Source organism: Jatrophihabitans sp. YIM 134969 (assembly GCF_054456675.1).
Map to the genome: position 1 here is coordinate 115,658 of NZ_JBTJEQ010000001.1, position 14,113 is coordinate 129,770.

General features: G+C 65.8%; 8 protein-coding genes. 3 read left to right on the forward strand and 5 right to left on the reverse strand.

Going from position 1 to position 14,113, the window contains the following annotated elements; all coding sequences use genetic code 11:
• Positions 1-9: 9 nt before the first annotated feature.
• Genes drmB through ACXR2U_RS00535 form a run of 4 tightly spaced genes read right to left on the reverse strand, consistent with a single transcriptional unit; the run spans position 10 to position 11,109 of the window.
• A complete protein-coding gene (gene drmB / locus ACXR2U_RS00520) occupies positions 10-1,806 on the reverse strand; it encodes a DrmB family protein (protein ID WP_458822946.1) in 1,797 nt (598 codons plus the stop codon).
• Entirely contained in the window at positions 1,803-4,949 is a 3,147-nt protein-coding gene (locus tag ACXR2U_RS00525; protein WP_458822947.1) for a helicase-related protein, read from the reverse strand. Before ACXR2U_RS00525 ends, drmB begins: the two co-directional genes overlap by 4 nt.
• A complete protein-coding gene (locus tag ACXR2U_RS00530) occupies positions 4,946-6,538 on the reverse strand; it encodes a nuclease-related domain-containing DEAD/DEAH box helicase (RefSeq protein ID WP_458822948.1) in 1,593 nt (530 codons plus the stop codon). The genes ACXR2U_RS00525 and ACXR2U_RS00530 overlap by 4 nt, the downstream gene beginning before the upstream one ends.
• A 14-nt stretch (positions 6,539-6,552) precedes the next feature.
• Positions 6,553-11,109 (reverse strand): sacsin N-terminal ATP-binding-like domain-containing protein, encoded by a 4,557-nt coding sequence (locus ACXR2U_RS00535; RefSeq protein WP_458822949.1) that lies wholly within the window; start codon positions 11,107-11,109, stop codon positions 6,553-6,555.
• A gap of 493 nt (positions 11,110-11,602) precedes the next feature.
• On the opposite strand from ACXR2U_RS00535, the gene ACXR2U_RS00540 reads away from it, so the two are divergent.
• Together ACXR2U_RS00540 and ACXR2U_RS00545 are read left to right on the forward strand one after the other, a co-directional pair.
• Positions 11,603-11,833 (forward strand): hypothetical protein, encoded by a 231-nt coding sequence (locus ACXR2U_RS00540; RefSeq protein WP_458822950.1) that lies wholly within the window; start codon positions 11,603-11,605, stop codon positions 11,831-11,833.
• 15 nt (positions 11,834-11,848) lie between these two features.
• Positions 11,849-12,244: a hypothetical protein gene (locus ACXR2U_RS00545; protein ID WP_458822951.1), complete on the forward strand. Its 396-nt coding sequence runs from the start codon at positions 11,849-11,851 to the stop codon at positions 12,242-12,244.
• Positions 12,245-13,340: 1,096 nt separating this feature from the next.
• On the opposite strand, the gene ACXR2U_RS00550 is transcribed toward ACXR2U_RS00545, so the two are convergent.
• Complete coding sequence (locus ACXR2U_RS00550; RefSeq protein ID WP_458822952.1) at positions 13,341-13,640, reverse strand: hypothetical protein; 300 nt, start codon at positions 13,638-13,640, stop codon at positions 13,341-13,343.
• Between the two features lie 119 nt (positions 13,641-13,759).
• Here ACXR2U_RS00550 and ACXR2U_RS00555 point away from each other — a divergent pair, with 119 nt between their 5' ends.
• A complete protein-coding gene (locus ACXR2U_RS00555; RefSeq protein ID WP_458822953.1) occupies positions 13,760-14,107 on the forward strand; it encodes a nucleotide pyrophosphohydrolase in 348 nt (115 codons plus the stop codon).
• Positions 14,108-14,113: the final 6 nt, after the last annotated feature.

The window sequence follows — 14,113 nt, forward strand, 5'->3', positions numbered from 1 at the left end:
GGGCAGCCGTCAGCTGGGAGTAATGCTCTCACTCCGAACAGCGTCGATGACGGGGGCGAAGTAGCCGGGCGTGTCCTCGTCACCGACGAGCAGAACCCGGTCCAGCAGGACATTGGACCGTTCGCAGGACGTCTCAGCCACCAGAGCGCATCCGTGACAACCTGCGAGGTTGAGGCTGCCGAGCCCCTGCCCGTGACTCTCGCGGCAGATCGGATCCGCCGAGCACCAGGAAGCATCTTCCAGAGCTGCAAGGATCGTCTCGGCCAGCCGAGGCGGTTGGCCCTGTCGGACCAAGCCGCCGAGGGTGCCCTCGGCGTCCCCCGCGGCGGTATAGATCAGCACTCCGGCCTCCTGATCCGTGCCTGCGTACACCCGTTCACGCAGGGAAGCTGAGGAGTAGCCGGAACTGAACGCCATCTGGCGCATCAACAGGTGGGCGAAGGTGTGCAGCAGGACGAGTCGGGGAGTGACCGGGTCGAATCGCGAGCCGATCAGGCTGTCACGTCGACGTCGTTCGAGCCGTTGGGCGCGTCGTTGTACAGCCTCGTCCCCCTCCCAGTCCTGAAGGCCGGTCTGGCGCAAGGCTAGGAAGACGCCTTCACCGAACGATTCGACAGCGGGCAGCCAGCGAGCCCGTGCACGGGAACCGAGATCGACGTCGACAAGGTCGGCTTGCTGGTCGTAGCGGCGGAATCCGTGCAGCGCACGAACTTCGCGAAGTCGATGTACCAGTACGACGTGGGCGACCTTTTCCGCGAGACGGCGGTGGGCGTCTCGGTTGTCATCATCGGCGAGTCTCGTGGCCGAGATGATGAAGTTCGGAGTGCCGGTCGTCTCATCCTGGCGCTCGAACGCTTGGCGGAAGGCGTCCCATTCAGCGGTCAGCAGCCCGGTCCGTGCTTCTTGCTCAGGTTCTCCGGTGTCGTGCCACTCTCCGGCGAGTCGACGGATCAGGTCCGGACTCACCGACAGGTCTTCTGCGATGAGGTCGATGAGGACCGCGGCGCGCGGCCCGGTCGGTGCTGTGCGTACATCTTCGAAGTTGCGGTGACTGCGGATCTCACCCTCGACGTCGCGCACCGCGGTACTGGGTTCCGGAATGTCGAGAGCAGTGGTCGTCTCAGTGAGAGTGACGTTCGTTGCGCCGCGTTGCAGAACTTCGACGCGCTCGTCGCACTGCTGACCGCTGTCACGCTGCCAAGGCTGTCTACCGCTGCAACGCACACCGATACGTTTGAGGCTGTCACGGACGGTCAGGTCTCCGAGATCGCGCTGGGCGGAGCACGTGGTACACCGCACGAGCAAGTTGCTCAGTCCGTCGGTTCCGCTCTGGCGGGTCTCGAACAGGAGGTTCGGCGCCTTGCAGCGACGTTGGCCGTCGCTCGTGGCTTCAGAATGCGCCCACCGATCCCAACGCACGTCCATCGCGTGGCCGCGACGGGTGCACACGGCGATGAAGCGCATCGGAACCAGGCCTCCCCCACAGTGGGCGCAGGCCGGTGGCTCACCGGTTTCCTCGCTTGCGCGCAGCAACCGCATGCGCCGGCAGTCCTGACAGAAGAGCCACCGCGGGAAGCGTTGGTAGGGCAGGCCAGGCGTGTTGGGGGAAGGGTAGGACGGCACGCTCGGTGGCGAGCGCAGCTCGCTGACACCGAGAGCGAGCTCAAGGCGGCGGATGACGACGCGTTCGGTGCGCTCGTAGGGCCACTCGCTGATGTCAGCTCCCATGAGCGATTCGCCAAGTACATCCAGGACACTGCCCACGCCGAACGGAGAGACGGTTTGGCTGAGTCGCATCTTTCTCATGAAAGACTCTCTCCGATGGCGAGTACCCGAACCTGTCGATCAACCGAGCGCATCGAGTTCATCGTGTCCCAGCCCTCCTTCTTCTCGCCGTAGTCGCGAAGCAGGGCTGGGACGTCCTTGTCGGAGGAGGAGTAGCGCAGCTTCGTGCCGGACCGCTCGGCAGTCCGCGCACGGTGCTCCCACTCGCCAGCCAAGCGGCTCAGGTCAGCGTCGGCATCGACGGCCTCGTCTGGGTCAGCACGTGCGACCCAGTCGCGTAACGCGTCCAACGCAGCACCGATTCGAGCATCGTCAACGGAGAATGAGCCTGCGTCATCGTTGCCCCGTAGGCCGCATGCGTGGCGGACCAGCAGGGTCAGCGCAGCATGCAACGACCGACGTCGAGAAGCCAGTGACCACGGTGTGACACTGGTGGGTTCGACGAATCGGTAAAGGGCCTCGTGGTACGCCCGGAAGCCCTCGTAGTGGGAGCGGTCACGGGGCTTGCCCGCTCGCAGGAGTGTGACCACCAGTCCCGGAACGTCAGCACGCCCCACGCGACTGGTCGCTTGGATGTACTCCGAGGTTGTCTTCGGCTGCCCGTTCATCAGCATCAGGCCCAGCCGGCTGATGTCGATGCCTACGCTGAGCATGTTGGTGGTGGCGACGAGATCAACGGCGTCATCGTGCTCCACGCCGCGCTCGAGACGTTCGAGGATAACCGGCAGCTGACTGGCAGAGACATTACTCGTCAGCTCGACGATGCCGTCGCGCCGCAGAGCCCGGACCTCACCGGCCCCACGGCGGGCCTGCAGCATGCTATCGACGTCGTCGCGGGCGATCGTCACGGTTCGACCCAGTTCACGCAGGCTGTTGTGGTATGCCACAAGGGTCCAGTAGTCGTCCAGCGCGGGGCCGCTCAGCGTAAGCTCCTTCGGCGCTTGAAGCAGCGCAACCGCAGCCAGGACCGTGGCGAACGCTTGCGTGTGCGCCTGGGGCATCACACCCAGGTACATGCGTCCGGCTGCTCGAAAGTCGGTCACGGCAAAGAAGCTGTCGTCAGCATCCAACCCGCTCGGCGGGAACAGGCCGACAGGGGCGGCGTACAGATTTCGAACCTGGTGATCTGCGGCGCGAATTGTCGCGGTGGACGCGACGATCTTGGGTCGGTGACCCTCCCATCCGACCAGGGACTGAACGGCCGCCTCGTAGAGCGCCACCGTGGTGCCGAGTGGGCCCGAAAGCAGGTGCAGTTCGTCTTGGATCACGAGGCTTGGCGGGTCATAGGGGACGTTGTTCTGCCCGAACAGGGAGCCGGCATCGCGCAACCATGGCAAGCGGGCGAGCTTGTCGACAGTGGCAACCAACAGCGACGGCGGTGTAGCAAAGATCTGCTCGTCGACGACGTCGACCGGCAGCAGATCGTGGAAGTCGCAGTCTTCGTGAGGACAGAACAGCTCGAAGCTGTGGGCAGTCGAGCGAACGCCGTAGGCACCCGGATCATTGACCCGGCGGCGGGGCAGCAGCGCGGTGCCGCACCACGGGCACACCTGGATCTGGAACGGGCTGTCAGGATTCTGGGACCGCCGCATGAGGGTGACCTGCTTATGCGCACGGTCGTAGCTGTTCGGTGTTGTCTCGCCGCCAACCCACAGACCGATTGAGAACGCCGGTGTCCCCTTCAGACGGGGTTCGGTCTCACGAAGTCGTTCCAGAGCGCAGATCAGCGTGGCGGATCGCTGGAACTGTTGCGTAGTCAGCAGTCGGAGGGTGTACCGAGTCAGAACCGCGGTCCCGCCGCCTCGCAGTCCACGGGTGAGACGCCTGCGGACCATCTCGAATGCGGCCAAGGCGAGGTAAGCCTCCGTCTTGCCGCCACCGGTGGGGAACCACAGAAGATCGACGAGACCCCTGTCGCGATGCGCTGCGTCGCCGGTCGAAGCCAGGGCGAGAAGCTGGAAGCCCAGCTGAAATGGACGCCAGCGCGGTTCGACAAGCGGTCGTTCAGGGCGCGGGGTCAGCGCTACCCCGCGGCGGCCGGGGTTGCGTCGCACATGGGCACTTTGCAGCATCTGTTCGCGCATGGCGGCGTTGGCGATCCGGAAAGCGGCACGAACCGTGTCGTCGCGCCCGAGCAGATCTGCGGCCTCGGCCATGCGCTCGGCTGCCGTTTGCATGCGTTCGAGCAGTCGTGTCCCGGCCGGTCCGTGCTCCGGCGAGGCCGACGACAGCGCCAAGAACTCGCGCTCCCGCTCATGGATCCATTCTTGGTAGATGCAGACGAACTCCAGCAATTCTCGCCGAAGCACCTCCGGCGGCAGATCTTCGTCGGCCAGGCGGGCCAGCTCGAAGACGGGCAGGTCGAGGTCGTCACGAGCCTTCACTGCGGGCACGACTGTGGCGGGCAACATTTGAGTCGACACCGCACGGACGGCGCCGTCGTCGTCGACAGCCCAGTCGACCGAGCAACCGTGGCCAGCCGCATAGGCGCGGTGATCGCGGTACAGCAGACGAAGTTCCTGGTCCTCCGGGTCGTCGGTCAGGTCTCGGCTGGTCGGGTAGGGAAGCACTGTCCCGCCACCTACAAGGCACCTGAGCCGGACCTGGAACAGGCAGTCTTCAGTAGGCGGCGGCGACTCGGCGTCGTCGTGCTCGGCGGTGTTCTCGACCGCGACAGTGACCAACCATTTGCGACCGACGCGACGCCAGACCGAGGAAAGCCGCGCCCGCTTGCCGAAAAGGTCGTGGACTAACGGGCCGTCCGGCGGAGCAGCCAAGACGAGGTCATCGGCACTCAGCGGAGTGCGGGACCAGTCCTTGGTGGACTGATCTCGAATGTAGGCCGCAGTGCTGACCGAGCAAGTCACGGTATTTCCGTCGTGAAGGAACGATACGGCTGCGGAGGCCGGGTACCAAGCGTTGGTCAGCTCGACCTGTTCGTCGAGTTCATCGTCGTGTCCCTCCTCGCCGAGCACGTCGCCGTCGAGTTGCTCCGAGGCGCGCCCTCGGGGGTAGAGGGTCCCGACGAGGTAGGCGCGGTCGGGTCGGTCAGCCATCGTTTCGTGCTCACCGTCGGCCGGGCCGAGGTACTGGCTACGGAGGTAGGCAACGACGTCGTCGCGGACTCCCCGATGATCGACTGTTCTCGTGTGGGCGTTGGTCATGGCCGCGTCACTCCCGTCCTTGGCTCTGGTGGAGCGGCGAGCTGGTCCCATGCGGTCTGATTGACGGCCACCCACAGGCTGATCCGCGCACGGGTCATCGCGACATACAGTCGCGCTCGTGCCGTTGGGGAGCGGGTATCGGCGACATCGATGACGCAGACGTGCGTGGCTTCGAGGCCCTTGATGCCGGCGGCGGTGACCAGCTGTGCGGCGCCGTGTTCGGCCACGCCGGTGGGCATTCCGGCACCTGCGTCTGCGGGTGCCTTCAGCGCTCCCTTCCGGAAAGCGGCACTCAAAGTGGCGGCACTCTCGGCGATACTGTCGCGCAACGTGACAACGGCAATCTGCCCGGCCGGCACGTCCTCGCTCCGCAGTTCTCGCAGTCGTGCATCGAGCTCTCGCGCGGCCGTCTGATCATCTGGGCAGAGGCGATACTCAACCGGTGGTCCTTCTCCGGCGCGGGCGACCCCCAGATCGGCCCCAGTCGTCAGTTGCGTCTGGGTCACGACCGTCGAAGTGTTGCGACAGTTGAACGGAAGGTCCATCACAGTGGCGGCGGTCGCCAGGTCATCGAACACGGCGCGGTCGAAGTGTCCCTCGACGTGCGCCTGATTGTTGACGTCGCAGAAGAGGCGCCATCGCCCTTGCTCCCATCCTCCCACGACCAGCGCGTCCAGCCGGGCATAGGAGTCCAGGTCCATCAAATCCTGTGCCTCGTCGACGACGAGCACGTCGACGGGGTCCAAAAACCCGATCTCGTCGAACGGGAGGCAACGGGCTCCGCTGTCCGCAAGAGCTACGGTGATCAAGCTCGCCAACGGCCTGGAACGGCACGTAACGAGCACCTGACTGCCTTCAGCGCTCGCGCGACGCGCCGTCTCGACGGCGAGAAGGGTCTTACCCGACCCGGCGCCGCCGGTGCAGACAATGCGGGGATTGCGTTCGGCTGCGAGGAGGAGCTCGTACTGCCGGTCTGCGAAGCGGATGTAGTCCTCCTCCAGGCTCTGAGCGCGCGCTCCCAGCGAGGGGACGCGATCGAAGTCCGGCCGGAGTGTTCTGACCAGGTCGCCGTAGGCACGCCCTGAGGGGGCGCGGTGGCTCTTGTCGAGCCAGTAACGGCGGGCGTTGGCGAGGGTGCGAGTGAGCCCGGTGACCGTCATGGCTCTGGGTCCGGCGTGAAGCTGCGGGTCCCATTCCAGATCGGCGGCCAGGTCCTGATCAGGGGTGACCACGAGGTATCCGAAGGCGACGTCCAGAGCCGGCAGTTGCCGGGTGAGGCGGTCGCGCAGGGCGAACATGGCGCTGCGTGCCTGCTCGAACGGCCCCTCGCGCTTGCTGTTCGAGCGCCCGTATCGGTCGGTGAACGTCCACACCCCGTCGCCGCGACTCAGACGACCACCCTTGACCTCGATCACGAGGACGGCGTCGTCGTATACGACCAAGAAGTCAATCTCGGACATGGCTTTGTACTCGTGACGTGGGAGGTGAACCGAGTATAAGGCACACTCGGGACGACGGTCGTCGACCTGCGCGAGAAGCTGGGCCACCCGCTTCTCCGCTCGGCTCGACACATGTCCGAGCTGATCCACCGGAGGAATGAGTCTCACCGCAGCTCACCACCCTTGCTGTCCCACAGGTAATCGAATTCCTTGTAGGCCAGCTTGTCGCCGAACTGGCCAAAGGTGTCGGCGACGTTGACGACTAAACACTCATCCTTGCCTCCGTTGAGTCGTCCGCGCAAACCGCGCCCCACCATCTGGATGTACGCGTTGGGACTGAAGGTCGGACGCGCGATGTAAAGGGCACGCACAGCGGGCGCGTCGAAGCCCTGTGTCAGGACATTGCAATTGGTCAGCACTCGCAACTCGCCCCGCCGGAACGCCTCGATGTTGTGGCGTCGGTCGTAGATGCGGGTAGCACCGCTGATCGAGGCCGCCGCAATACCGCGAACTCGAAGGAGTGCTGCGAGAACCTGAGCGGACAACACGGAAGCAGTGAAGACCAGAACGGGCCAGTCCTCCGGCAGGTTGGTGATGTCCTCCAATAGGCGTCTAGAACGCTGCTCGTCGCGGCCGATACGTTCCAGGACGGCCTGGGGCAACGCACCGAAGGTGTTGACCTGGCGGACCTCGTCGGCCGCGAGCTCGACTGCGGTCCCATCCAGGACGCGGTGCTCGACTCGCGCCAACACACCACGACGCTGAAGCTCGCCGTACGGATCCTCGCCGAGGACGTCGAGCTGACGGTGGCCGAAGCGGGCGGCCAAGCGACGGTTCGCTTCCTCACCGGTGCCCTTGAACGGGGTCGCGGTAAGGCCGAGCAGGGGCCGCTCGGTCTCACGTGCAGCGAGCCCGAGCCACCGCAACGTCGCGTCGATTCCCGCGCCGGTAGCTGTATGCGCCTCGTCGATGATCACTGCGCTGGCCGAGCGCAGCCAGTTGTACTCGGGACGGTCGCGACACTTGTCGAGTTTTGCGTCGGTCGCTACGACCACGGTGGGGGCGTCATCACTGTCCGCAACTTCGTTGCTGCTCCAAAGCCGGCACAAGCGTAGGGGCCTGTCGCCGAACTCGCGCCAGACCACGCTCCACGTCTGAACAGCCTGCTCACAGAGCTCCTCAGACTGGGCGATCCAGAGCAGAGGACTGCCGAGCCCGTCCTCGACGAACGCCTTACAGAGCGCCTCGACCGTCACTCGGGTCTTGCCAGCACCGGTCGGTAGGAACAGCAACGCGCGCGACGGCACCGCCGAAGGTAAGACGATTTCCCGGATCTGCTGCGCCAGTTCCATCTGGTAGTCGTGCAAGTCGTCAAGCCGCGGCGGGCCCAATACGGTCACGTCGGAGTCCAAGGAGCCTCCCCGCACACCGGCGAATTCGCGAGGCATCCCGAGGGATCGGACAAAGGCGACGGCCGGGGCCGAGCCCGCCCACCGGTCAGGGACCGGGAAGCCAGCGTCCTCCAGCGGTCGGCGTAGTTCGGTCAGCACGCTGTACCCGTGGACGTGCAGAAGCAGCTCGGCGACCTGGTGCGGTCCGGTGTCCTCGCCGAGCAGCCGTACGGACTCGAGCAGCCCAGCAGGAAGTGCCGATTCAAGAACTGCGGCGGGCAGTAGCGTGAGTAGCTTCTCAGCCACCGAAGCAGCCAGTCGGCACTGCGCAATGCGTTGTTTGACCTGCGCATCCTGCGCATCCTCGAGGACCCGCTGTAGAGCCGTTGCCGTCAACGGAAGGGCCAAGTCCTCGGCGAGACGTTCGAGCAGCTCCTCGTCAGTGAGGGTGTTCAGGTAGTAGACCGTGTTTCCGCTGCGTAGGTAGTCGGCCGCCTCGAACTGCGTTCCATCAGGGCCGGTGATCTGCCGGGCCAGGTCGCTACACAGCACGAGTTCGTAGTTGTCCAGCCGCCCCTCCGACAGCACTCGCAGTCCACGGAAACGGTCGAGCAGCACCACCGGCTCGCTCGGGGTCTCGCTCAGGATCTCGACACGAAGAACCGTCGAGGCCAGTCGACATCCCCATGCGGTCGACAGCAACTCGGCGTCGCTCTCAGATCGGACTGCTACGTGCGACAAGGCTCGCGCGGATAGCGCGTCGACCTCGTCCTCGGTCAGTGCGACCAGCAGATCTGCCGCGTCGACCATTCCGGCGTCACCGCCAGCGGCCGGCACTCGAGCCGGTGCCTCGTTTTCGGGCAGTCGCGTCGCAGCAGACAACAACAACTCGCCTAGAAGCCAGGGGTCTGCTTCGGCGGTGGGGCGTGTCAAGAACTCTCGCCACAGGTCAAGCGGCATCGCTTCGATGGAAGCAACCGTCGTGAGCTTAGTCGCGGCCGCGTTCAGTGCCACCGGAAGCAGTGGCGTATACCGGCTCAGATCGGGATGCAGGCACTGGGCTGGCGATCTCGGCCCCCAGGGGGAGGTAAGAAGACCGTAGCGTTGCGCCGCCCACAGATGGGGCGCGGGAACGTCGCGCTCCGTTCCGATCGGCTTTCGCAGGTTCATCAATCGCCAACGCTCGAAGCCAGCGACAGACAGAAGCTCACTGGTCCAGATCTCGGCGGCAGTCAAGTCGCCAGTGTCGACGAACCGACGAAGGACGTGCAGCGGTCCGACAGGTGCCCGTTCACGAAACTCGAGCGCAGCGGCGGGCGGGCGCCCCCGTGGGGGGAGTTCCCGCAGATAGGCATCCCGTTGTATCCGCTGGTACTCCAGGAAGGTGAGATCGTGGGCCAACGCAGTTGATTCGAGTGGCCGCGCCGAAACACCTAACGCCTTCAAAAGGCCGAGGTGCATCTCGTGCCGCTCGACATCGATGGCCAGAGACTCATCGACCGGTTCGACAATCCCCGGCACCACGGCAGTGCCGATGTCGTGCCACTGCCCGTCGGCGCACTTGACTCGCAGAGGGGCGCCAGCCGCGACGTGCTTTACAAGAATCTCCTCAGCGTCGCGGTTGGTCACCTCGTCGACCAGCTCCCAAAAGCTCTCCCACGAAGAGGCGCCCCACTGTCGGGCGGTGAGTACGGCCAAGCGGGCCAGTTCCTCGCGGGGGTCGACGTCACGGAACCCGAGTGTGATCAGCCGCTGGAGAACGTCCCCTCGTTCGAGCAGAGTGGGTCGCAGGAGCTGAAGCCCTGCGATGCTGGACAAGACATTGCCGCGGAGGAACAGTTCGTCGGTGGCGGCCAGCCGGTGCAAACGACCAGTGCTGTCCGGCAGGATCCGAGCCAACAGTAGGAGCCGCCGGGCCACATCGTTCTTGACCGTGAACACAATCTGCAACGCGGCTTCGACCTTCAGGTCGATACCGTCGCCAGCAATCCGCTCCAACCACTCCGCTGGACTGACCTCACGATCGGTGGTCTGTTCGTCCTCGAGTCGCATTAGGGTCTTCAGTCGCGCCCGACGGTCCCGGCCGCGGTAGCAGACCCAGTGTGGAGAGTCGACCGGCCTGCCCGGAGTGGCATCCCATCGACCGTAGGCCTCCAGCTCGAGCTCCACATCCGATTGCAGGTAGTACAGCTCATCAGTCCTGCGGAGCGTGCCGTCGGCGTCGGGGATACAAGGGAGGCGCCGCGCCTTTACTGGGATGGTTGCCGCGAGGTAGCGGTCCGAGTCATTCGGTGCCTCCCGCCCACGTGCGGGCAGGAAATCGAAGTGGCGTGCGGGATCGTCGGGGGTCACCAGCCGGTGCATGTTTTCCACCACCAGGTCACCGACGACGTCGAGCAGCTCCGTGTTGAACTGCCCGTCGAGCAATGTCGTACGGTCGTCGCTGATCCGCCAAGGCGCATTGTGGATGCCGCGGGTCGACGTGGTGTCCTGCAGCGGGAAGTAGGCCCAGAACCGGCCGAGCGGGCCCGGGTCGTCGACCGGAACGGCAGAAGAGACCAGCACCTCGTCTCGACGCAGCGCCTCCCCGACCTCGGCCAGCGCGTCCTCGCTGGGTCGGTGGGTCCGCTCGAGGACCAGCCAGTCGGCGTCCGGTCGGCCGCCTCCGGTCACGGTGGCGAGGTCGTCTTGCATCGTGCAGCGGTACTCGACAGTCAGAGGGGCCGTCGCCGCAAGTTCGACTCCGATATGGAGGGTGTCCACGTTGCGCGCGAATAGCAGGAACTCCCGCGGGAAGTCGAACAGCTCCTTCGCCAACGCCTCAGGGACGTTCGCCAGCGGTAGCCGAACGACTGTCGTCGCCCATACAGCCAGCTCGGCCAGCACCGGGTCAGTTGCGAACTCTGCGTCTGGGTTTACGACGACCGGAGTGCGCAATACGGGGAAGGCCTCGGCGTCGGGGGCGATGTCCGCCAACTCTTCGCGAGCGCGTGCCGCGTCAAAGCCGAAGCTCACCGAGCGGCTGAAGATCGTCGGCGATGACGAGATGCCCAGTACGGACTTGAAGCCGAGACCGAACCGCCCGGCTTCTTTCCCGCGCTTGCCACTGATGTAAGCATGTGCTACGGCATCGACCCCACTCCGCGTGAATGGCCTGCCTTCATTGGCGCAGTAGAGCGCCGACTCGGTCAGGCGCAGTTCCACCCGGCCCGGCGTACCAGAGATAAGCAGAGCGTCCGCGGCGTTCTGGACGAGCTCGAGTACCTGACGCTTGGCGTAGCCACCTGTGCGGAAACTGTCCTCCTGTTTGCCGTGCTCGTCCACCAGCACCGGGTCGGCACGATAGGCGTTCAGGACGTTGCTACGGAGCTCGGCGACGCGTGCGAGCAGGTCTGGGTCCGATCCCGACCACCGCGGTGCAGGCTGAGTCAACGTCTTACCAGCCCGTCTCTGATGTGAGCGTCTTGACAGTGGGCTGACGAAGCGTTCACGGCCGGAGAATACAGACGTGCTGCGTAAATTCCAGTTGGACTGAGGTAAGTCGGCGCGCCGAAGCGTGGAACTGGCCGGCCCATCTCCACCCGCGCTGCTGGCCCATCGGCGGTTGAGACGCGAGGTGGCGGGAACTGCCGCGGAGTGGCCCGGCGAGGCCAACTGCACCCCGGGGGGTGAGGCGTGCCTATGAAGACGAGTGACCCTAGGGTTCGAACGTGCAGGCGAAGCCGCGTCACCCCGGGACCAATCGAGCTACCTGGGTCGCGATGGGCAACCGAGACGACCGGCACCCGCTGGAGCTGGCCAATGCGGCGTACTCCGGCCCCCCGTGGAATGGACCATCCATGCAGCAGCTCGCGCGGGCGAGGACGTGTTCTTCTACGTCACAGGTCTCAAGCAGATCCTTGCGCATGGCACCACACAGGACGACGCCACAGACAGCGGCAATGAACGCTGGGGGCGGTGGACCACGCGTATCGAGAACGTTTCCTTGGTTCAGCCGTTCGACCTGCGCACGCTTCGTGCCGACTTCCCCGACTGGGGGTGGGCTCGGACCTGACGCCATCACGCCCGCGTGCCCGACGACATCGCAGACATCTTGCTCCACAGCATCGGCATGGATCACGAGAACCAGTCCGAGGGCGCTGTCGAGAACGTCATCACTGAACGCAAGATCCTGGCGCGCAGTCGTAACCGCGGGCTCCGTGACAGCTGCGTTGATGCATCAGGCGGTATGTGTGCAGGATGTGGATACGACTACGCCCTCGTCGCCGCCAACAGCTGGCGCAGCCTCCTACAAGCACACCACCGGACACCACTGCACCTTTCGGATCGCAGACAGCTGAACAAGTCCAAGGACTTGACCGCGTTCTGCCCAACTTGTCACGTCATGGCCCACCTGCGGCCATCAAGGCCCTACACCGCCCACGACATCGCCGCCCGTAACGGGGGCAAGACCCTCACGCCCTGAGCTCGTTGCATCCGGCTGCGCCCAGGGGTGCGGGGCGGGCGGTGGGAGATCTGTCGAGAACCGACGGCCGGTGGACGATGGGTCGACGTAACCGTCGGGTTATGAGATCGGTGCACACTACGGCCGCAAGCTTCTCGCCGGTCTGAAGTAGGTCGACCAGCTCAAGGACATTGGCTCTTTCCTCGAGATCAACGACTCGACGGCTGAGCCGGGTGTGGACGGCGGGCGACAGGGCGGCCTTGAGCCGGTACAAACGGGTGCGCGGTGCTGGCCTCGCGCCGGCCCTCCGCCCGCCGGTGAGGGTCGTGCACGATCACGTCTCACGAGCTACGAGGACGCCCGCGGAACTCCAGTCGCTGAACCTTGTCCGAAAGTGTCGGCGTCACGGCGGTCGCGCGCGCTCTGACGGGAGGCTGGCGGCCGAGGCCTACCGCGAGGAATGAGAATGTACGGCCATTGAATCCCCGGTCAACCGCGCGAGACGATCGCGGAGGCGCGCGCACTCCTCCGACGCCTGACGGTACTGCGCCGAAAGCCGTTCGTTCCGGTCCCTCTCCTGAGCCAGCGCCGCCTCGACGTGATCCAGCCGGGCGAGCACAGCTGTCAGGTCCGCACAAGTTCGGATGTTGTGTCCCGCTTGCCGGCACCCACTACAAAGGTGCAGGCGTTTGTGAGCGTCACCCGCGTCCACCTGCCGCTGTGCGCTTTCAGCCTCGTCTGCAAACCAGCGAACCGGGTTTAAATAGTCGTACCAGGACACGTGCTACCCCCGTCGCTCGCAGACGTTGCGTCTACCCGAAGCATCCAGGTTTCGACGCCCTGTGTCTACGCGGGGCGCATCGTCGTCGCGATCCGACCGTGGAGGGGCTTGAAGTGCGCGGCCGGTACGTCCCTGCGTTCGGCGCCTCCTCGCCCGGCCCTACGGTCGCCACGTCTAAGCCGACTAGAGAGGGCCGAGGGCTCGGCTCGTCCGAGCGCCCCCCTCGGTGCACGCGGGATGACCACTCGGACGTGCCGGAGGCGAGCGATGCAGTCCTCACCCGGACGCTGCGCAGAGCGGATCGCCAGACATCCCCGCGGTCGTCGCCGCACTCCACTACTTGAGCTCGACGACCACGTACGACGGCCGTCCGGTGTCGGGGTGAGTCCCAGCGAGCACGACGTCGGCCCGCTGCGAGGTGAGCGGGAGCTGGTACTCCAGCAAGACCTCGCCGTTCCCGAGCCCGGCCTCCCGCAGGTCTTCGGCAAGAACCGGCAGGCTCCGGTCCCACGAGCGGCGCTCGCTCGGCGACGGTCGCCGCCCGCCCTCGAACAGCAGCTGCTCGGCCAACCGCTCGACCACCGATTCCGTCTGACCGGCGCGCGGCAGTGACGCGGCGGTGTAGCGGAGCGGCATGGACGTCCCCGGGCAGCACGAAGAGAACTCGTGCGGGTGGGGACCTGGTTGCCCGGCACGGACCGGGCGGTCCGTCGGGCCGCGTCGGTCACCCTAAAGGGCCTGAGAGGATCTCGCAGGTGGGCGACACGGACGACGTCATCGCGCGGTTCCGGCGGTTCAGCGCAGACCGCGACTGGAGCCAGTTCCACGACCCGAAATCGCTTCTGCTGGCGCTCGTGGGGGAGGTCGGCGAGCTGGCCGAGCTGTTCCAGTGGCTGCCAGCCGACCGAGCGAAGGAGCTCGCCGCGGCCGACCCGCTGCACACCCGGGTCGGCGAGGAGATCGGCGACGTCCTCGTGTACCTGCTGGCCCTCGCCGACAGCCTGGGCATCGACGCGACCGCCGCGGCGATCGCCAAGATCGACGCCGCCGAGGGCCGCTTCCCCGCCGCAGATTTTACGGGCCGCGCGCCCGACAAGACCTGACGGCTC

What these genes read in the sequence shown, in the direction of transcription:
- ACXR2U_RS00525 (WP_458822947.1), bottom strand. Translation starts at nt 4,949, where the DNA reads ATGACCAACGCCCACACGAGAACAGTCGATCATCGGGGAGTCCGCGAC.
- ACXR2U_RS00550 (WP_458822952.1), bottom strand. Translation starts at nt 13,640, where the DNA reads ATGCCGCTCCGCTACACCGCCGCGTCACTGCCGCGCGCCGGTCAGACG.
- drmB (WP_458822946.1), bottom strand. Translation starts at nt 1,806, where the DNA reads ATGAGAAAGATGCGACTCAGCCAAACCGTCTCTCCGTTCGGCGTGGGC.